The organism is Paenibacillus sp. FSL R10-2748 (assembly GCF_038005565.1).
Taxonomy (GTDB): Bacteria; Bacillota; Bacilli; order Paenibacillales; family Paenibacillaceae; genus Paenibacillus; species Paenibacillus polymyxa_B.
Genome location: NZ_JBBOTK010000004.1, coordinates 1 through 18,320, shown reverse-complemented (window position 1 = coordinate 18,320; position 18,320 = coordinate 1). Strand labels below are relative to the sequence as shown.

General features: G+C 46.3%; 17 protein-coding genes and 2 tRNA genes. 2 read left to right on the top strand and 17 right to left on the bottom strand.

Going from position 1 to position 18,320, the window contains the following annotated elements:
* Nucleotides 1-11: 11 nt before the first annotated feature.
* The 6 genes from NSS66_RS13200 to NSS66_RS13175 form a co-directional block, all read right to left on the bottom strand.
* Nucleotides 12-524 carry an adenine phosphoribosyltransferase gene (locus tag NSS66_RS13200; protein ID WP_023989926.1) on the bottom strand — a complete coding sequence of 171 codons (513 nt, stop codon included), beginning with the start codon at nt 522-524 and terminating at the stop codon, nt 12-14.
* Between the two features lie 69 nt (nt 525-593).
* Complete coding sequence (recJ, locus tag NSS66_RS13195; protein ID WP_068941965.1) at nt 594-2,990, bottom strand: single-stranded-DNA-specific exonuclease RecJ; 2,397 nt, start codon at nt 2,988-2,990, stop codon at nt 594-596.
* 33 nt (nt 2,991-3,023) lie between these two features.
* Entirely contained in the window at nt 3,024-3,980 is a 957-nt protein-coding gene (locus NSS66_RS13190) for a cation diffusion facilitator family transporter (protein ID WP_340959104.1), read from the bottom strand.
* Between the two features lie 199 nt (nt 3,981-4,179).
* Nucleotides 4,180-5,097, bottom strand: a complete 918-nt coding sequence (gene secF / locus NSS66_RS13185; RefSeq protein WP_023989929.1) for a protein translocase subunit SecF — start codon at nt 5,095-5,097, stop codon at nt 4,180-4,182.
* On the bottom strand, nt 5,087-6,343 hold the full coding sequence (gene secD, locus NSS66_RS13180; protein WP_023989930.1) for a protein translocase subunit SecD: 1,257 nt from the start codon (nt 6,341-6,343) through the stop codon (nt 5,087-5,089). Before secD ends, secF begins: the two co-directional genes overlap by 11 nt.
* A 90-nt stretch (nt 6,344-6,433) precedes the next feature.
* Nucleotides 6,434-6,691, bottom strand: coding sequence for a post-transcriptional regulator (locus NSS66_RS13175; RefSeq protein ID WP_013311570.1), 258 nt, complete (start codon nt 6,689-6,691; stop codon nt 6,434-6,436).
* 307 nt (nt 6,692-6,998) lie between these two features.
* Here NSS66_RS13175 and spoVB point away from each other — a divergent pair, with 307 nt between their 5' ends.
* On the top strand, nt 6,999-8,573 hold the full coding sequence (gene spoVB / locus NSS66_RS13170; protein WP_023989931.1) for a stage V sporulation protein B: 1,575 nt from the start codon (nt 6,999-7,001) through the stop codon (nt 8,571-8,573).
* Between the two features lie 5 nt (nt 8,574-8,578).
* Here the strand turns inward: spoVB and NSS66_RS13165 are convergent, their stop codons facing one another.
* Nucleotides 8,579-9,355, bottom strand: a complete 777-nt coding sequence (locus NSS66_RS13165) for a DUF421 domain-containing protein (RefSeq protein WP_025720234.1) — start codon at nt 9,353-9,355, stop codon at nt 8,579-8,581.
* Nucleotides 9,356-9,561: 206 nt separating this feature from the next.
* Here NSS66_RS13165 and NSS66_RS13160 point away from each other — a divergent pair, with 206 nt between their 5' ends.
* Entirely contained in the window at nt 9,562-9,951 is a 390-nt protein-coding gene (locus NSS66_RS13160; RefSeq protein WP_340959103.1) for a TIGR04086 family membrane protein, read from the top strand.
* An 88-nt stretch (nt 9,952-10,039) separates the two neighbouring features.
* Here NSS66_RS13160 and yajC read toward each other — a convergent pair whose 3' ends face one another.
* From yajC to NSS66_RS13110, 10 genes are all read right to left on the bottom strand, one after another.
* Nucleotides 10,040-10,375 (bottom strand): preprotein translocase subunit YajC, encoded by a 336-nt coding sequence (gene yajC / locus NSS66_RS13155; protein ID WP_023989934.1) that lies wholly within the window; start codon nt 10,373-10,375, stop codon nt 10,040-10,042.
* 34 nt (nt 10,376-10,409) lie between these two features.
* The gene (gene tgt, locus NSS66_RS13150; protein WP_340959102.1) at nt 10,410-11,549 is read right to left on the bottom strand and encodes a tRNA guanosine(34) transglycosylase Tgt; all 1,140 of its coding nucleotides are present in this window, start codon (nt 11,547-11,549) and stop codon (nt 10,410-10,412) included.
* 20 nt (nt 11,550-11,569) lie between these two features.
* The gene (gene queA / locus NSS66_RS13145) at nt 11,570-12,598 is read right to left on the bottom strand and encodes a tRNA preQ1(34) S-adenosylmethionine ribosyltransferase-isomerase QueA (protein ID WP_028542424.1); all 1,029 of its coding nucleotides are present in this window, start codon (nt 12,596-12,598) and stop codon (nt 11,570-11,572) included.
* Between the two features lie 7 nt (nt 12,599-12,605).
* Nucleotides 12,606-14,699, bottom strand: a complete 2,094-nt coding sequence (locus NSS66_RS13140) for a SpoIID/LytB domain-containing protein (RefSeq protein WP_023989936.1) — start codon at nt 14,697-14,699, stop codon at nt 12,606-12,608.
* A 228-nt stretch (nt 14,700-14,927) separates the two neighbouring features.
* Complete coding sequence (gene ruvB / locus NSS66_RS13135; RefSeq protein ID WP_023989937.1) at nt 14,928-15,935, bottom strand: Holliday junction branch migration DNA helicase RuvB; 1,008 nt, start codon at nt 15,933-15,935, stop codon at nt 14,928-14,930.
* A 50-nt stretch (nt 15,936-15,985) separates the two neighbouring features.
* The gene (gene ruvA / locus NSS66_RS13130) at nt 15,986-16,600 is read right to left on the bottom strand and encodes a Holliday junction branch migration protein RuvA (protein ID WP_023989938.1); all 615 of its coding nucleotides are present in this window, start codon (nt 16,598-16,600) and stop codon (nt 15,986-15,988) included.
* Nucleotides 16,597-17,100, bottom strand: a complete 504-nt coding sequence (ruvC, locus tag NSS66_RS13125) for a crossover junction endodeoxyribonuclease RuvC (RefSeq protein WP_013311580.1) — start codon at nt 17,098-17,100, stop codon at nt 16,597-16,599. Before ruvC ends, ruvA begins: the two co-directional genes overlap by 4 nt.
* 230 nt (nt 17,101-17,330) lie before the next feature.
* Nucleotides 17,331-18,035 (bottom strand): BofC C-terminal domain-containing protein, encoded by a 705-nt coding sequence (locus NSS66_RS13120; RefSeq protein WP_023989939.1) that lies wholly within the window; start codon nt 18,033-18,035, stop codon nt 17,331-17,333.
* A 114-nt stretch (nt 18,036-18,149) separates the two neighbouring features.
* Nucleotides 18,150-18,223: transfer RNA gene (locus NSS66_RS13115), tRNA-Pro, on the bottom strand.
* Nucleotides 18,224-18,230: 7 nt separating this feature from the next.
* Nucleotides 18,231-18,310 (bottom strand) — tRNA-Leu (locus NSS66_RS13110).
* Nucleotides 18,311-18,320: the final 10 nt, after the last annotated feature.

Below are 18,320 nucleotides of genomic sequence, written 5' to 3'. Positions count from 1 at the left end.
TTTCGAAATACTTAATACGTAATCAGGGTGAATACATCTACATCAGGCAGTTTCGCCCGACCGTTTAAGTCAGACAGCTCGATAAGAAAAGCAGCCCCTGCCACATTACCACCAAGCTGGCGTACCAAGTTCACGGATGTAGCAATAGTTCCACCTGTAGCAAGCAGGTCATCAGCAATCAAAACATTTTGGCCTGGCTCTATAGCATCCTTATGCATCGCCAGCGTATCTTTACCATACTCCAAACCGTATGCTTCCTCAATGGTTTCCCCAGGGAGCTTGCCACTTTTACGGATGGGAATAAAACCAACACCAAGCGCATAAGCCAAAGGAGCACCAACAACGAACCCACGTGCTTCTGGCCCTGCAATCAAATCAATTTTCAAATCCGATACCAGTTCCTTCATATCGTTGATAGCCTTGCGATACAGTTCACCATTTTTCATCAGGGTCGTAATGTCCTTAAAACTAATCCCTGGTTGTGGAAAATCGGAAATCACCCGAATATATTCTTTGTAGTCCAACTTAGTTCCTCCTACTGTAAACTTCAAATTAGTATATACATTTTACAACATAAATTGCGAAATAGTATCTCAAGACGCACCCTTCATAAGCGACATAATCCAGCTCGTCATCTGGGTAGTGTCCGCATCCAACAAGTACTTCTCCATCTCAGCCATATTATACAATTCCTGATAGCGTGGAGAAGCTGTTAAATCCCGCTTAGGCGGATTGGATACAAAACAGAATTGACCATCTGTACGCGTCATAAACTCAAGTTCTTCGAAGATGTCCAACACTTTGGATAACATGCGTACTGAACAGGAACACTGTCGGCTAAGAGCAGGCAGCATTGCCTTTTCATCAATAGGCTGTGTCCCCATTCGGGAAAGCACAACGTAAATACGCTTGAACAGCTCTCTGTCGGGGCTTACGAGTCGACCGCCACGCTCACTGACCGAATGAAGGAGAAATACGTTCTCTACATTCTCAAAGGTAGACCATAATGCCTGAAACTGATCCGGTGTATCCGGCGGCTCTAGTACGAACAGCGACTTTACAGAGTGCTGTGCATCTCTTTGACCATCACTGGGAATAACGCTGCCATCTTTATCGTACAACCATAAGGATTCAGCATCCACGGAGCCCGAGGGACGAAGCCTAGATGACGGGTGGATCAACACCGCAACGTCTTTCTTTCTTTCCTCTATGCGTGGATGAAAGATCTTGAGTCCCCGCTCTAATTCGGCAAAAGGGTCCGACACTCCACGATAATCAAAAATTTGCGGCTCCTGCACTCGAATGTCCTGCATCATTAGCTGGAGAGACCTTTTACCGTTCCATTCGTTAATTGACAATTCACCCAGCAGATCTATCTCCGTTTGTTGCTGTAAAAAATCAGCCAAATCGCCACGACGGAAGGCAATCGCGTCCAGCGATAAACCGTTCTGCTCCAGCAAGAGCTTCACATGATTTTTCTCACGTCCCATTTTACGAGCTTCACGCAATTGCAGTCCCTGTAATACGAATCGTGGAGAAGGATTCCCCATACCAAAAGGCTGAAGCAACTCCAGTTCTTCAACCACTTGCAAAGATACCTCGTCCAAACGACAGACCATATCAGCTTCAGCTACAGGAATGAGATCTTCTGGTGTCAGAATGGAACCCGCATAGCGGTTCAGCTGCTCTTCAAACAATTCCAGATTGTCACGGGACAGCGTCATACCCGCAGCCGAAGGATGACCCCCAAAATGCTCCATAAGCTCATGGCTGTCCGTAAGAGCACTGTAAATATCCAATGCAGGAATAGAACGGGCAGAACCTTTGCACATGCCTGTCTCAGCATCTATACCAAGAATAATGGTCGGTCGATAATAACGATCCAATAGCTTGGATGCCACAATTCCGACAACACCGACATTCCAGCCTTCACCAGCCAACACAATAACTGACGGCAGCTTGCCTCGATTCAGTTTGGATGCCAATTGTTGCTCGGCTTGCTCCACAATACGTTCGACCACCTGTTGACGCTCACGATTGAGCAGGTCCAGCGCATGCGCAAGTTGATCTGCTTCTTCCTCTTTTTCTGTCGTCAGCAGAGAAACTGCTCGTCCCGCATGATCCAGACGCCCGCTGGCATTAATCCGCGGAGCCAATGCAAATGCGATGTTGACTGAAGTCACTGTAGATATATCCACGCCCGCTACATGGAGCAACGCACGAATACCCGGAAATGCAGAGTTTCTCATGGATTGAATCCCTCTGCGTACCATCGTCCGATTTTCACCATGTAGTGGCATCAGATCGGCTACCGTGCCGATAGCGGCGATTTCAAACCATTCCTCCGGCACCTCACCCAACAGCGCCTGGGCGAGCTTCAGGGCAACACCAACACCTGCAAGACCTTTAAATGGGTATGGGCAACCGGGTAGCTTCGGATTAATCAAAGTATATGCCTCGGGAAGTACAGCAGGCGGCTCATGATGATCCGTCACAATAACATCTATCCCCAAGGAAGTTGCATAAATAATTTGCTCTACTGCACTAATTCCCGTATCTACCGTAATGACCAGCGTAACTCCCTGCTGATGAGCCCAATCAAGGGCATGGTTATGCAGACCATATCCCTCATTAGAACGATGGGGAATATAAATATCATAAGAAGCCTTCAGAAATCGCATGAGCTGAATCATCAATGATGTACTGGATACGCCGTCCGCATCATAATCGCCATAGATTAATATATGCTCGCCACGTTCCAGAGCCTGGCGAATTCTCGGCACGGCTTCTTTCATGCCAAGAAGCAGAAAAGGGTCGTGTACATCGTCCACACTTCCGTACAAAAAGCGGTTTGCTTCCCCGGCGGTAGTGACGCCCCGGTTCACTAAAAGCCGGGACAACAATGGTGAAATCCCCAGTTCTTCTGTCAACAGCTGAGCCGCTTCCAGGTTAGCCTCTGGGGTCTTCCATCTGTACTGCGAATGAAGCAATCCTATTCACCTTTCTTTCATAGTCGTCCTGCCCTATTGAAGCAAAGACGACACATCATTATCTGGCAGTTCATGATTGGATTTGTAAGGATACCCGGCTTGATAAGAAATGAACTGCATTTGTACATGGGTCACCTGTGGAAAACGGGCTAACAGTAAATTTTTTGCTCGATCGGCAATTTCCTGCGCTTCCTGTACCGTAATCCGCGGGTTCACACTTATCGTTACATCCACTGTTATGAAATGGCCTGTTTCCTGGGCATGTAAGTGTTCAACCGTTACAATACCATACACCCGTTGAATCGTCTCCATAAAGCGTCGGGAGTCTTCCTCCTGCAAGGGCTGTGCAGGAACCTGGTAAGCGGTATTCATTACCATCAAATATCCTTTACGCAGCACCAGACAGGCTACCAGCAAAGCTGCGGTTGGATCAAGATATAATAATGCAGGCCATTCCATTGCTTCGCCAGTCATTGCACCGATCATGCCGATCAATGCAATCAACGATGCATACAGCGAGTAACGTTCATGGTTAGCGTACCGATCTGCTTCCGCTTTATGACCATGTTTAATCGAGTAGCGATATTGAAACTGAAATAGCACTTCTCTCAACACCAACGCAATAAATACGGTAATTAATGCATACAGACCGGGAGCCTGCGGTTCCGAACTGCTTAATGAACGAACCGCCGAGATAGCTAGCTGAAGACCGCTCATCAGCACTAAAATAGCCAGCACCACAGATATGACCGTCCGAACCTTTTCACCGTTCCGCAACCGTGCCAGCATTCCGTGCCCTGTAGCACCCTTGGAAAACAGAAGCTCCTGCAAACGGGAAGCACTATCCGCAGCCGTGTGCAGTGCATCCCCCAACAACGCCTTGCTGTTTGCAGCATAACCGACGGTTCCCTTTAGAACAGCCAGCGCGAGATTACCTACAATCCCGCTCAACGCCGCAGTTTCCAATGATCGGCTGCGTTCGCTATTCACAACGTTTCCCCCTCAATCCTGAACTAACCCTTTCCCAATAAAGCTCATTCTAAAATAACCGAATTTCTCAAAACCAAAAACCATTCACATTTAAGTGCCACTACTGTGCCTTACTCAAGGTAAATCTCAAAACCTTAGAAAACCGCGCCCAAGCAGACGCGGCTTTCTCTTTAATTTATACTACTGGTATTTGCGTAACTTAAGACTTTGCAGTTTTGACCGCGCCCCCGCCAGCTGTCGGGGATTTTTGTTTTCCTTTCAATGCCACCCACAGCGGGCTGGCAATGAAAATGGAGGAATAAGCACCAAACAACAAACCAATGACCATTGCAAGTGAGAACATACGGATCGATTCGCCGCCAAATATGAACAAACATACGGAGGCAATAAACACCGTAAACACGGTTGCAAGTGAACGAGTCATTGTCTGCGCAATACTGTGATCAACTACCTGTTCTAAGTCGTCTCTGGACTTCTTCTTCGCAAATCGTAGATTTTCCCGAATACGGTCAAAAATAACGACGGTGTCATTAATGGAGAAACCAACAATCGTCAGAATTGCCGTAATAAAGGTCAAATCCACCTCAAGCCGGAAAATCGAGAAAATACTGATAACGAGGAAGGCATCATGCAACAACGAAACGATGGCTGCAATGGCAAACCGCCATTCAAACCGGATCGAAATATAGACCGCGATGGCTACACATGCTAGCAAAATCGCCCATATTGCATTCCGCTCCAGTTCTTGTGCCATTTCCGTATCTACTGTATTGACCTCAAAGGAAGCCTTTGGATCAAGCTCTTTATTAAAGGAAGTCTTAAAGTCATTCACTTGCTGATCCGTCAAAACCTGTGAGAAGCGAATGCCGAAACGCTCTTTCCCCGGTGTATAATCCACCTCTTTACCGATCTTCTGCTTGTCCAGCAAAGTTTGAATCTGTTCCTGTGTAACGACTTTAGTCAAATTGACATCCACATTGGAACCGGAACGAAAGTCTACCCCGTAATTCAAGCCGAATATCGACAAGCTCAGAATACCAAGCAGTGTGATAATAATCGAGAACGTGTAAAACCACTTGCTCATCTTGATATATTTATAGTCCCAATTAAAGCGCACTAATATCACTCTCCTTCACACCAAAATACTTGGGCTTCTTCACAGCATCCGCTTTAACCAGCAGATTGAGCAAGAAGCGGGAGAAGAAGATATTCGTCAAGATACTGGTGACAATATCAACGATAAGCACCAGAGCGAAACCTCTAACGGAGCCTGTTCCGAGACCAAACATAACCGCTGCCGCTATAATTGTCGTAATATTGGCATCCATAACGGTACGGAACGAAGCCTTACTACCTGCGATAACGGAAGAACGAATCGTTTTGCCCGTCTTGATTTCTTCTTTAATCCGTTCATACGTAATAATATTGGCATCGACTGCCATCCCGATCCCGAGCACGAAGGCGGCGATACCTGGGAGCGTGAGCACGAATCCACCCAAGTAGAAGATCGCAAGCACCAGCCAAGTATGAACGATGAGACAAAAACTGGCCACTAATCCTGGTATACGGAACATCGCAATCATAAATACCAGAATAATGATTGAGCCGATCAACCCAGCACGAATCGTCTGATCCAGTGACAATTGACCCAGCGTAGCACCTACACTCTGAGAATATTTTTCCGTCAGTTTGAGCGGAAGGGCACCCAGATTAATCGTATCCGCCAGTTTATTCGCTTCATCACGAGTGTAGCTACCTGTGATTGACGCGCTACCGTCCGTTAATTCCCCACGTACTGTAGGTGCAGACAGCAATTCCTGATCCAGGAAAATAGCTAATTCTTTATTCAGAAGTCGCTTTGTGATTTCTGCAAATTTAGCTTTGTCCTTCACTTTGATACTAATCTCAGGTTGATTCAGCTGGTCATAGCCTACAACAGCGCCATTCTCCACAAAATCATTACCGCGGAGCTCAATTTTGCTGTATTGGCCTGGCTTTTTAGCATCTGCAGCCGTTGCACTGCGGAACGTTAATTCTGCAGGCTTTTTCAGCATGGAGCGGACTTCTGCCTCATTAGTGACACCAGCAAGCCGCACGCGAATACGGTTGCTCCCCTCTGTTGTTACTTCCGGCTCAGTCGTACCGAGCGCATTAATCCGTCTCTCCAGACTTTGAGCTGTTTGTATAAGAGACTGTCTGGTTACACTCTGCCCGGCTTCCAAAGGCTGGGCTTCATATAAAATCTCAAAGCCTCCCTTTAAATCGAGGCCTAATTTTAAACTGTTCAGTAGGCCCGGGCTTGTCCCGATCATAACACCAGTAGTTATGAGCACGACCACGATGAAACTTAGAATTCTCTTCATTCCGTCCCATGTTCCCCTTTCATTCTCAATATTCCTATTATAGCTACCCCTCAAAAAGCAGTCAATTTGAACGCAAAAAAAGACCCCCTTCTATTCGAAAGTGGAGCCCCGTAATGCGGACATAGTCAAATAGTTCATAAAGCTCGTCGCTTTAAGGGAAAGTATATCGTTAACGAGCTTGTGCAGCGGAGGGATACCCTCCTTTTCATATTTATGGCTGACGCAATTCCACACGTCCTTACTTGTGACATGCTCATAACCTACGAGAATCAACTCGTCCGCCTTACTTTGACAGAGCATCTCAATTGCGTCATCCCAATCCTGCTCATCCAGCTCTTCCATACCCACGATGGCCGTTCCTCCTCCCAGCGACTACCGGTTCCGCAGATCAGCAATTAGCGGGGTTATTGACTGCTTTGTAGAACATTTCTGTCCTGATCCTGGAAAACCCTTCTTTTCGTTGAAAATAGCCTTAAATCAACAATATATGCATTCATTTCGCTCGTCAATAGCAGAATTCACCACTCTCCCTCTTGTTGTCTAAATCACTTTGTTTCTGAACGGAAAAGCTTGTCATGAAGATGGACAGGTCCAGCATATCTTCTAAAGTAATGTATAGACGCAGAATTACATTTTGGGGAAGAGGGAGTTGCGATTGAAAAAGCAGACATTCATCCATGGAGCAATTATTTTATTGGCAGCAGGAATTATCAACCGGATACTAGGTTTTATTCCCCGAATCGCACTCCCGCGTATCATCGGCCCCGAAGGAGTTGGCTTGTACCAACAGGGGTATCCCTTTTTTATCGTTCTGGTGACGCTTATTACAGGGGGAATCCCTCTTGCGGTAGCCAAGCTAGTAGCCGAAGCCGAAACGGCGGGACAGCCCGAAATGTCGCGGCGTATTTTGCACACCAGCCTGCGCTTCACCATTACACTCAGTCTGATCGCCATGGTGCTCTGTCTTGTGTTCGCGCCTTGGATCACAAGCCATCTCCTGACCGACAGCCGCGTGTATTATACATTCGTGAGCATGAGCCCAATGATAGTCATTGTAGCTGTTTCCTCAGCTTATAGGGGCTATTTTCAGGGAAAGCAAAATATGATTCCTTCTGCCACCTCCTCCATTGCGGAGACCGTTATGCGCATTTTTTGTGTCATTTGGTTTGCTTACTTGTTACTTCCTCATGGGGTAGCCTACGCTGCTGCAGGTGCCATGCTCGGTGCTCTGGCGGGCGAATTCATTGGCATGATTGTGCTGCTATGGCAATACGTGTGTAACCATCGAAAAGATCGCATCCTTCAGCCGAAGTCGCCTATCCCCTCCTCTGAGGTTCAACCCGAGCAATCATCCGTTTTGTCACGTCTTATGTCTATATCCGTTCCCGTTACTGCTGGAAGGCTTGTTGGTTCCTTATCCTATTTGCTCGAATCTATCTTGTGCATGCGTAGCCTCGCCGTAGCAGGCATTGCAACTGGCGTGGCAACCGCACAATATGGAGCCATGCAGGGCATGGTCATTCCTGTATTATTACTACCTGGGGTTCTTACCAGTTCGCTAGCAGTTTCACTCGTTCCTTCGTTATCCGAAGCAGCAGCCAAGGGGCATATTACAGCCATTCACAAACGTCTACATCAATCGCTTCGGCTCGCTTTGGTTGCAGGAGCCCCCTTTGCCGTAATCATGTATGTTTTGGCAGAACCTCTGTGTCTGCTACTCTATAATAATGGCGATATTGCAGGCATGCTTAAGCTCATGGCACCTTTTGCTCTTTTTATGTACATTCAGGCCCCGCTTCAGGCAGCACTTCAGGCATTAGACCGTCCTGGAAGTGCCTTATTAAATACCTTTATCGGAGCCGTTATCAAAATTGCGCTAATCGTCTGGCTTGCTTCCCAACCTCAGTACGGTATCTACGGAGCTGTCATCGCCATTTGTATTAACAGTGCCATTGTTACACTCCTTCATGGCTTCAGTGTCAGCAGACTGCTTCGCTTCCGCGTACGTTTGCTCGATTTCTGGAAGACCGGGATAGGTATGATCATCATGGCAGCAGCAGTATTATATACCTACAGACATCTAACGATGTTCAACCAAATGTGGCTTCAGTTTATTTTTGCCGCAGGTTTGGGAATTATACTGTACCTTTTCCTAATGACCTTGATCAAAATGATTGATTGGGACAACCTTACACGCATTCCAATCCTGAGAAGATGGTTTAAAGCATAGGAAATCTAATCCGAAGATTTTCCATAGGCCGGTGGTGTAATATACACATCACCTCTATGGTTAACCGAGCATAAAAAAACATCCTTAAAATCTTTGTGTCCCTTTGCTTGAATCTGATTTTTAAGCCAAAAACGGTTCATATCCATCCGTTCCAAATTTCGATCCAGCACCTTGCCATCCATGATTAATGGAATAGGCAGTCCCTCATATCTAAACTTTCCACCGATTTGTGGAGAAGGATGGACCTTATTCACCTGTTGCTCTTTGTTTATCAAATCTGTTCCGTTTAATTCTTGCTTCATTTTTCCGTGTTCCACTCCATCGTTATCATCCTTACCTATAACCGTTAGCTTACCTGTCGTTTCCAAAATAACATATTCGACTTCATCCAGACTTTCTATATTTTGTTCACGAAGTTGTAACAGCAAGTCATCTAAATTGTAACGTTGTTTCACCATTTCGTCCTTGTTTAATTGTCCATTGGAGTACAATACACTGGGCCTACCATCAAATAGTAAGCGCAGTCGCCGACTTTTCAGACTGAAAAATGAAATCCCGATTTGCAAAATTAACAGCACTCCTAAAGGAATCAGCCCTTCATAAAGTGGACGTTTTATATCCTCCAGGCTGAATACAGCAATTTCTGCAATCATAATGGATATGACGAGATCGAAAACAGACAATTTGCCGATTTCCCTTTTACCCATCAAGCGCATCACCAGATATACAATAAAATACATGAGCAGCGTCCGAAAAATATGAGCAAAAATATCGTGACTCAATATGTTCGCCTCCTCCCCTGTACTTGCAATAAGACATTAGTCGTTCATTGTACACGTATTCTGACCGTTCCTCACTTGGCTCATACAAAAAACAAAAGGCTAAATTATTGAAATAAAGAGAAAGACTGCTTGCGACTTGGTACTAAGCAGGGAGGCTTGGCCATAGAATGATAATAGTTCAAACCTTGGTACAGGAGGAATTATCAATGGAGCTCATTCGCCGCTGGTGTTCGTTTCGTCTGGCCCATCCCATTTTATCCGGCTTATTTTATGCTTTTGCATGGATGCTGCTTGGCGCATTGATTCTTACACTACTCTTGTGGCTGACACAGATGCAGGAACAGGACTTATCATTGTATACGTACATCGTCCACGCATTCGCCATGCTATCTGGCGGCTTCGTCGCCGGTAAAAGATCCACAAACAAAGGCTGGTATCAAGGCGGTATTACAGGCATACTGTATGGACTAATCGTTCTTCTGGTCGGTTTTCTGGCATTGGATGCGGGCATGAACGGCAAGGACCTGTTACACTTAGCTTTCGCGTTTGTCATAGGTGCAGGTGGTGGGATGTTTGGCATTAATCTCAGCAAGTAATCAAAATGTTTGTATCCATGTAATAAAACAACACAAAAAAACCGAGCCTCCTCAAAGGCTCGGTTTTTGCATAACGGTCAGAAGCATTTTACGATTTGGAAACAACTTCCTCAGATGCCGTGTCTTTTGCAATCGCATTACTAATTGCACTGCGGTCAAAGGTCAGCTTCGTGACATCATTCACACGCAAAACTACTACATCATCCGTAATCTCCACAATTGTACCGTGAAGACCTCCGATCGTAATTACTTTATCTCCCTTTTTCAAAGCTTGAAGCATCGTTTGACGCTGCTTTTGTTTTTTCTGATTCGGGCGAATCAGCAAGAAATAGAAGATTACAAACATCAGAGCCAGTGGCCAGATCATTTGAAAAAGTCCGCCAGTTCCACCGGGTGCAGTAGCGGCTGTAGCAAAATGAAACATGTTAAATCCCCCTTTCGTATACTCTCCCTAAAACTTAAAAGCCTTTATCATTATCATGAAGACCGTACTGCTCAAAAAATTCATCTCGGAAATCAAGCAGCCTGTCATCCATAATCGCTTGTCTGACATTACGCATCAATTGTATCAAGAAATGCAAGTTATGATACGTTGTCAGTCGGAGCCCGAAGGTTTCATCCGCTTTGATCAAATGTCGCAAGTAAGCACGTGAATAATTGCGACAGGTATAACAATCACAAGCGGGATCGAGCGGGCCAAAATCACTTGCATATTGGGCATTGCGAACGACAAGACGACCTTGGCTGGTCATCGTTGTCCCGTTGCGAGCAATTCGCGTTGGAAGTACACAATCAAACATATCCACACCACGGATAGCGCCTTCAATCAAGGCATCTGGAGAACCTACACCCATCAAATATCTTGGCTTGTTGGTGGGAAGCAGAGGCAGCGTGTAATCTAGCACTTCATACATCAAATGCTTCGGTTCACCTACGCTCAGTCCACCAATAGCATACCCCGGGAAATCCATGGAAGTCAAATCCGCAGCGCTTTGCTTACGCAGATCTTCATGCATGCCTCCTTGAACAATGGCAAACAGCCCTTGATCATGAGGACGCGCGTGTGCCTCCAAACAACGCTCAGCCCAACGGCTGGTACGTTGCAGTGACTTTTTCACATACTCATATTCAGCCGGAAATGGCGGGCATTCATCGAAGGCCATCATAATATCTGAGCCAAGCGAGTTTTGTATTTCCATCGCCACTTCAGGCGAAAGAAACTTCTTATCTCCATTTAAATGAGAGCGAAAATGAACACCCTCCTCTGAAATCTTGCGCATTTCACTTAAGGAAAACACCTGGAATCCACCGCTGTCCGTTAAAATAGGGCGATCCCAATTCATAAACTTGTGCAGTCCACCTGCTTCACGAATAATATCGTGGCCAGGACGAAGAAACAAATGGTACGTGTTACTCAAAATAATTTGAGCATCCATCGCTTTCAGTTCCTCAGGACTCATCGTTTTAACAGTAGCTTGAGTTCCCACAGGCATAAAGGTTGGTGTCTCAATAACTCCATGAGGTGTGTGTACACGCCCAAGACGGGCTCCCGATTGCTTGCAGGTTTTAATATGTTCGTATCTTATTGCTGGTGCCATATTTTCTCTACCATCCTTAATTAATAAATGAACATTGCGTCCCCGAAGCTGAAAAACCGATATTGTCGGTCAATCGCCTCCTGGTAAGCATGCATAATATTCTCCCTGCCCGCCAGTGCGCTGACCAGCATAACCAAGGTGGATTTAGGCAAATGAAAATTCGTAATCATCGCATCCACCACACGGAATTCATAGCCTGGATAAATAAAAATCTGTGTCCAGCCACTACTGGCCTCTAATACTCCATCTAGGAATTTATTGCCCACCGTTTCCAGCGTTCGGCAACTGGTCGTCCCCACCGCCACGACTCTTCCGCCGCGCGCCTTGGTTTCATTGAGTACATCCGCTGTTTCCTGTGACAATGAATAGTATTCTTCATGCATCACATGTTCTTCAATCGTATCCACAGACATCGGTCTGAACGTCCCTAAGCCAACATGAAGTGTGATAAAGGCAACGGTAACGCCCTTCTTTTTAATCTGGTCCAGCAATTCTTCTGTAAAGTGCAGCCCTGCCGTTGGAGCCGCAGCAGAACCTTCATGCCGAGCATAAACTGTCTGATAACGCTCGCGGTCATCCAGTTGTTCCTTGATATACGGCGGAAGCGGCATCTGCCCCAGACGGTCCAAGATCTCCTGGAAAATACCGTCATATGAAAATGAAAGTACCCTTCCGCCCATATCTCCTTCTTCCTCAATTACTGCTTTCAGCTCATCACCGAAAACGATAACAGCACCCTTTTTCAGCTTTTTACCGGGTTTCACCAGTGCTTCCCATCGATCCCCTTGCAGTTGCTTAAGCAGCAAAACCTCAGCCTTAGCTCCCGTGTCTTCCTTGATGCCAAACAAGCGTGCAGGAATCACTCTCGTATCGTTTAACACCAGCGTATCCCCTGGTTGAAGATACTGCACAATATCCGAAAACGTATGATGACCCACTTCACCATTATTTTTGTTTAACGTCAGTAATCTGGAAGCACTCCGATCAAGCAAAGGTGTCTGTGCAATTAATGTTTCAGGCAGTTCAAAATCGTAGTCGTTTACATTCATATATTGGTCAGTCCTTAACTATATCCACATTTTTGTAATAGTGTTGCAAAATTTTCTTGTAATCATACCCCTGCTCGGCCAAACCGTTGGCACCCCATTGGGATAAGCCCAAACCATGACCATTTCCTTTACCTGTAAAAATAAAGCTTTGTGTTTTGTCAATGACCCGTGCATGACGATCTTCATTCATGACGATCACCCCGTTACCACTTGAAGTACTACTGCCAGATGCGGACAGGATTTGAGTGCCTTGTGTACCACTTACATGAGAAGTAGCCCCATCAGCGCCTAATACAGTATAACTTCCGGTACTCGCAATATCAAACAGTGTGCTTGGGAGTCCGCCCATCGCTGAGCGAAACATATCCGGATATTTCACTTTCAAAGGGGATCCGTCCGCTTCAACCTCCAACACTCGCCCTGATGGACCACGTTTGGTGACATCAAGGTGATTAATAGAGGAAGGCACTGTGCCCGTGACTTTCCCTTGCAGGGATTTAGCAAGCTGAGCTGACGTAAAGGGCCCCCGCACCCATGCATAGTCTCCGGACTGAGGCACCTTTTCTAATACAATTATCTCTTCGCCCGGCTGCGCCTTGGCTATTGGTGTAACTGTCGATTGGATTTGGGGAATAGGACGCACATTTGTATTTTCCGCAGTGACGGTGATTTTGTCTAACCCCGCTTCTGTGACACCCTCCAGTTCCTTAGCATTATCCTCACGAATATAACCTGTCTTGCCACTGGAGAGAAGTACATGATACCATTCCTGTGCTCCTTTTTGTGCCGAAGTATCCCCCGAGCTGTCTACGCTGGCAAAGGCTTCGCCACCACTGTTCCACACTTCGGAAGCATCTGCTGTCACACCGCCCGCATTAGATGAAAATACAGCTTCGACCACTTTGCCGCCACTTTTAATGACTTCACCAGCTGTTGCATCTACAGCCTCATTGACATTGGCATGTTCCGAGCTCTTACCGTTGTAAGCCTGGCTTAACGTACCATCTACTACATTGCCGATCTGAAACCGATTGCCTTGGGCAAGCGCGTAGCTACGAGCCGCTACCGCTTGAGCCTTGAGCGCTTCATCTGGCCATGAGGAATAGACCTCTGCTCCTACCACGGAATACAAATACTGCTCCAAAGGAACTTCGTTCACAAGCGCCAGCTGGCCTGACGTCATGCCGATCTCCATCTCGCCGCGATATGTACGCTGGGATCTTTCGACCACTTGTATTCCATTATTACCGCCGTTAACAATTACCTTGCTATTATCAGAACCACTTAGAATGTAATGAGACATCACCTGCGAGCCAGTCGTGACTCCTGCTTCCTGTCTTATAATGAGGCCAGTTTGAGTAGCATTAACTTTAGACAGCGTGAGTCTTGGTTGCTTGCTCTCCAGCTCTGTTTTCAAAGCCGACAGCTTGCTGTCATTACTTTCTTCTCCAACCCATACAGCATACTGGCCTCTTGATTGAATCACAGTAAAAGCATCAAAGCCTGCCGCAGCAATTGTCGTTCGAACGAGATTAGCTTCCTGCTCGCTTCCGTAGCTTCCTGTGGACCAATGCTTGTTTCCCTTAACCTCGGGCTGCGCTCCGGTTGCGGAGGAAATCCGCTGTACAGCAGCCTGCGCAGACTGTTCACTAGCATATATTCCCGCGTACACTTGATACACAGAGCTACCATTTTTTGAACCGATAAAAACCGTAGGTTTATCATTAGTCTTTTGCAGGGCTTGGGCCGCTTTTATCGCCGCTGCTTCATTTCCTTCAAGTACCTTCACCCGATAGCTGTCTACACTAAAACGAACCGTACTGTCTGGCAGTCCCATCCAAGTTTGAAAACTGCCTCCACTGTTCTGTCCAACACTCAGACCTCCTGATGATTTCAAGGTTACAGCGGGAACTGTCGCTTTATATTTGCTACCTAGATCCGCAAAAATCACTACACGAATATCCTCTTGGGCGGCAGCAGCGTGAACGCCCGAAGACCAAGGTATGCACACTGTAGCTAATACCATAATCGCTGCTGCTCGTTTGGCCCGGCCCATCCATGCACCGAAAATACTTTTTCGGTTAAATGCTTCTCCACTCATTTCTGGCTCCCCCAATCTAGCTGTCTAGCACTTATATTGCGTAATTTATCGGGATCTCGACCCTTGTCTGTCCCTTTAAATACATCGGCGGAATAAACCAAAATATGAACCCGCTCGAATCTCACTTACATTCTCACTTCCCTCAATCATCCGTCAGCCGATATCGTATTCACCATACTTGCGTGTAACCATGCAATGATTTTTTTAAAAGTGCTTCATGTTTCCTAATCACCGTGGATCCGTTGGCATTGGGATTCCAAGGTGGCCATATGCCGCCGGAGTCACTGTTCGTCCCCGAGGTGTTCTTTGTAAAAGGCCAATTTGTAACAAATAGGGCTCGTACACATCCTCAATTGTCTGGCTCTCCTCCCCAATGGTCGCAGCAATTGTGTCCAATCCTACAGGCCCGCCCCTGAATGAATGAATCATGGCCTTAAGCATTTTATGATCAATTTCATCAAGTCCGAGTGGATCTATTTGAAGCCTCTTTAGCGCCTCTGCAGCTAACTCAGAATGAATAATACCGTCTCCAGCAACCTGGGCAAAATCACGCACCCTTTTTAACAGTCGGTTGGCAATACGCGGTGTCCCCCGTGAACGCAATGCGATTTCCTCTGCCGCATCCCCGACAATTTCAATCTCCATAATATCCGCGTTCCTGGACACGATGTAAGCCAGCTCGTCTGTCGTATAAAACTCTAATCGACTAATAACACCAAACCGATCACGCAATGGCGCAGAGAGCAGCCCAGCGCGCGTAGTGGCCCCTATAAGGGTAAAGGGTGGCAAATCCAGACGGACCGAGCGTGCACTCGGGCCTTTACCAATCATAATGTCCAGCGCAAAATCCTCCATTGCAGGATACATGACTTCTTCCACCGTACGATGAAGGCGATGAATCTCATCAATGAACAAAACATCACCCTCTTGAAGATTGGTCAGCAATGCTGCCAAATCTCCCGGTCTTTCAATTGCAGGACCTGAAGTTGTACGCAGATTAACCCCCAACTCATTGGCAATAATGTTAGCAAGAGTTGTTTTACCCAACCCCGGCGGTCCGTACAACAGTACATGGTCCAACGCTTCTTTACGCATTTTGGCCGCTTCAATATATACTTTCAGATTTTCCTTAACCTGATTTTGGCCGATATATTCATTTAGATAACGGGGGCGAAGGCTTAGCTCCGCCGTCTGGTCTTCCATCATCAAATTGGCGGAAATAATCCGGTCATCCATATTCCATCGCTCCTCTTTTCACCAGACATTTGTTAACGGACATCAGCGTCCTATCCGGCAAACAACAGTTGCAAAGCCCGCTTCATCAAAATATCAGCAGATTCATCAGGTTTCGCATCTTTCTTCATTCTGCTCCATACCTTATCCAACTCAGCATCAGTGTAACCCAGCGCCTTGAGCGCCTCACGGGCCTCGCCCCAATATGAACCTTCGCCTTCTTCTACGACAGGCTCAGCAAACAATCCGGTTGCCATCCCCAACGAGCCAATACCGTCGAGCTTATCTTTCAAATCCAGAATCATACGTTGTGCCGTTTTTTTACCGATCCCCGGTAACTTGGTGAGAAATGTGATATTCTCCTGATAAATCGCCGTTACCACATGAGCAGGCGTACCGCCTCCTAAAATACCAAGCGCAACACGCGGTCCAATACCAGATACATCAATCAGTTTACGGAACAGCTGCTGCTCCTCACGAGTCGCAAAACCGAACAGTAAAATAGCATCTTCCCTTACATGATGGTGAATGTAAATGACCACTGAACCTTCAGTTTTGGCGAACGCGTAAGGATTCGGACAAAATACCCGGTACCCTACACCCTGCACATCTAAAACGACATATTCATTTTCCAAATGGGCCACAGAACCACGCAAGAAATCTATCATTTTCGCAATACCTCATTTAATTTTGAATTTAGTCCATAAGAATGCGCATGACAAATAGCCACCGCCAAAGCATCCGCTACATCGTCCGGTTTGGGCACAACTTGAAGCTTTAGAAACATTCTAACCATTTCTTGTACCTGTTTCTTCTCAGCCTTACCATACCCTACAATAGCCTGCTTTACCTGCATCGGCGTGTATTCACCTATAGGCAAATTACGTTGTTTTGCAGCTAGTACCAGCACCCCACGTGCCTGACTTACAGACATAGCGGTTGTAACGTTGCGATTAAAAAAGAGCTTTTCCAGTGCTACCGCATCAGGCTTATATTTATCTATTAATTGCAACATGCCTTCATACACATGAAGCAGCCTTTCTTCTTCCGGTGTATGGGCCTCCGTCTGGATGCAGCCATACTGTACAGGAACCACCTTGCTGCCAATCTTGTCTACAAATCCGAAGCCCACAATGGCAATGCCCGGATCAATTCCTAAAAAACGCAAAAAAATCTCTCCCCTATCGCTCAAACATGGCTTAACTAAACAATAGCCAGACGTTATCCTTAATATAATCATGGCCAAATACCATATAAAGCGAACATATGTGTCGTTCTTTTCATTATAACAAAACTTTGTATCTAATAGAGGAAAAAATTTAAACGTGAGTAAAAACATAAAAAGAGACGCTTCAAGCCTCACCTCATGGGCAATGCCTAACGTCTCCGTAGTTGTAATCAATAGTGCTGCTTTAATACCCTTTGTGTTCGCTCCACGGCAAAGTCACTAAAAGTGGAGATTACACTGTTATACTCATTTATATCCTGTACACGGATCCCCTGCTGAAGTTGTTTATACACCCCTTCTGGCAAGGCCGTCTCCATGGAACCCACATCCAATTGAAAAAAAGTGCGGATAACTTTTTCTCTTTTAGGTAGCCCTTCATACAATGTAAGCTGGCCGTCAGTGCTCAAACCCATGTATCCACGCTCTTTGCATGACTCTGACAAGTCTTCCACCCTGCGCTCCAGCCACACCTCTCCTTTGGTATTAAGTCGCCCCTTCCAATCGGGATGTTGCTTCAGTAAGGTCTCTAGCTGCTGTGAACTTAGTGTTCCCAAGGAAAGTGTTTCCGTACCACACACGTAGGTGGTTAATAGACGGGTCTTCCTGCTTATACCGGAAGCACGAATACTTTGCAGTAGTTGCATCTGTGAGGAGTGATCTTCAGTTGGGCTCAGATGTGAAGCCTCCTCCATGCTCTCCTCAGCCATGACGGTAGTAGCGAGTGGCTGTGACAACATAGCCTGCAAATAATTCGAAAACAGAATACCCAACCCTGCCAGCAAACAAGCCGCACCAAAAATGCTAAAAGCCCACACTGTTCTTCTCCACTGTTTCCAGCGCCGTTTCATCTGTTTTTTCCAACTTAATCGCTTCACAGTAATCCCTTCCGTCCCACTTTTTGTGTTAGTGTGACCTGACGATTACTGATTTATACAAAAAGATATGAATATAACAAAAAAGCCGCTGCTTCCAGCGACTTTCCTTTTGAATCGGGATGACACGATTTGAACATGCGACCCCCTGGTCCCAAACCAGGTGCTCTACCAAGCTGAGCTACATCCCGAAATAGATGCCGGTGAGAGGACTCGAACCTCCACGGTTTCCCTCACGATTTTGAGTCGCGCGCGTCTGCCAATTCCGCCACACCGGCTTATGAAGTT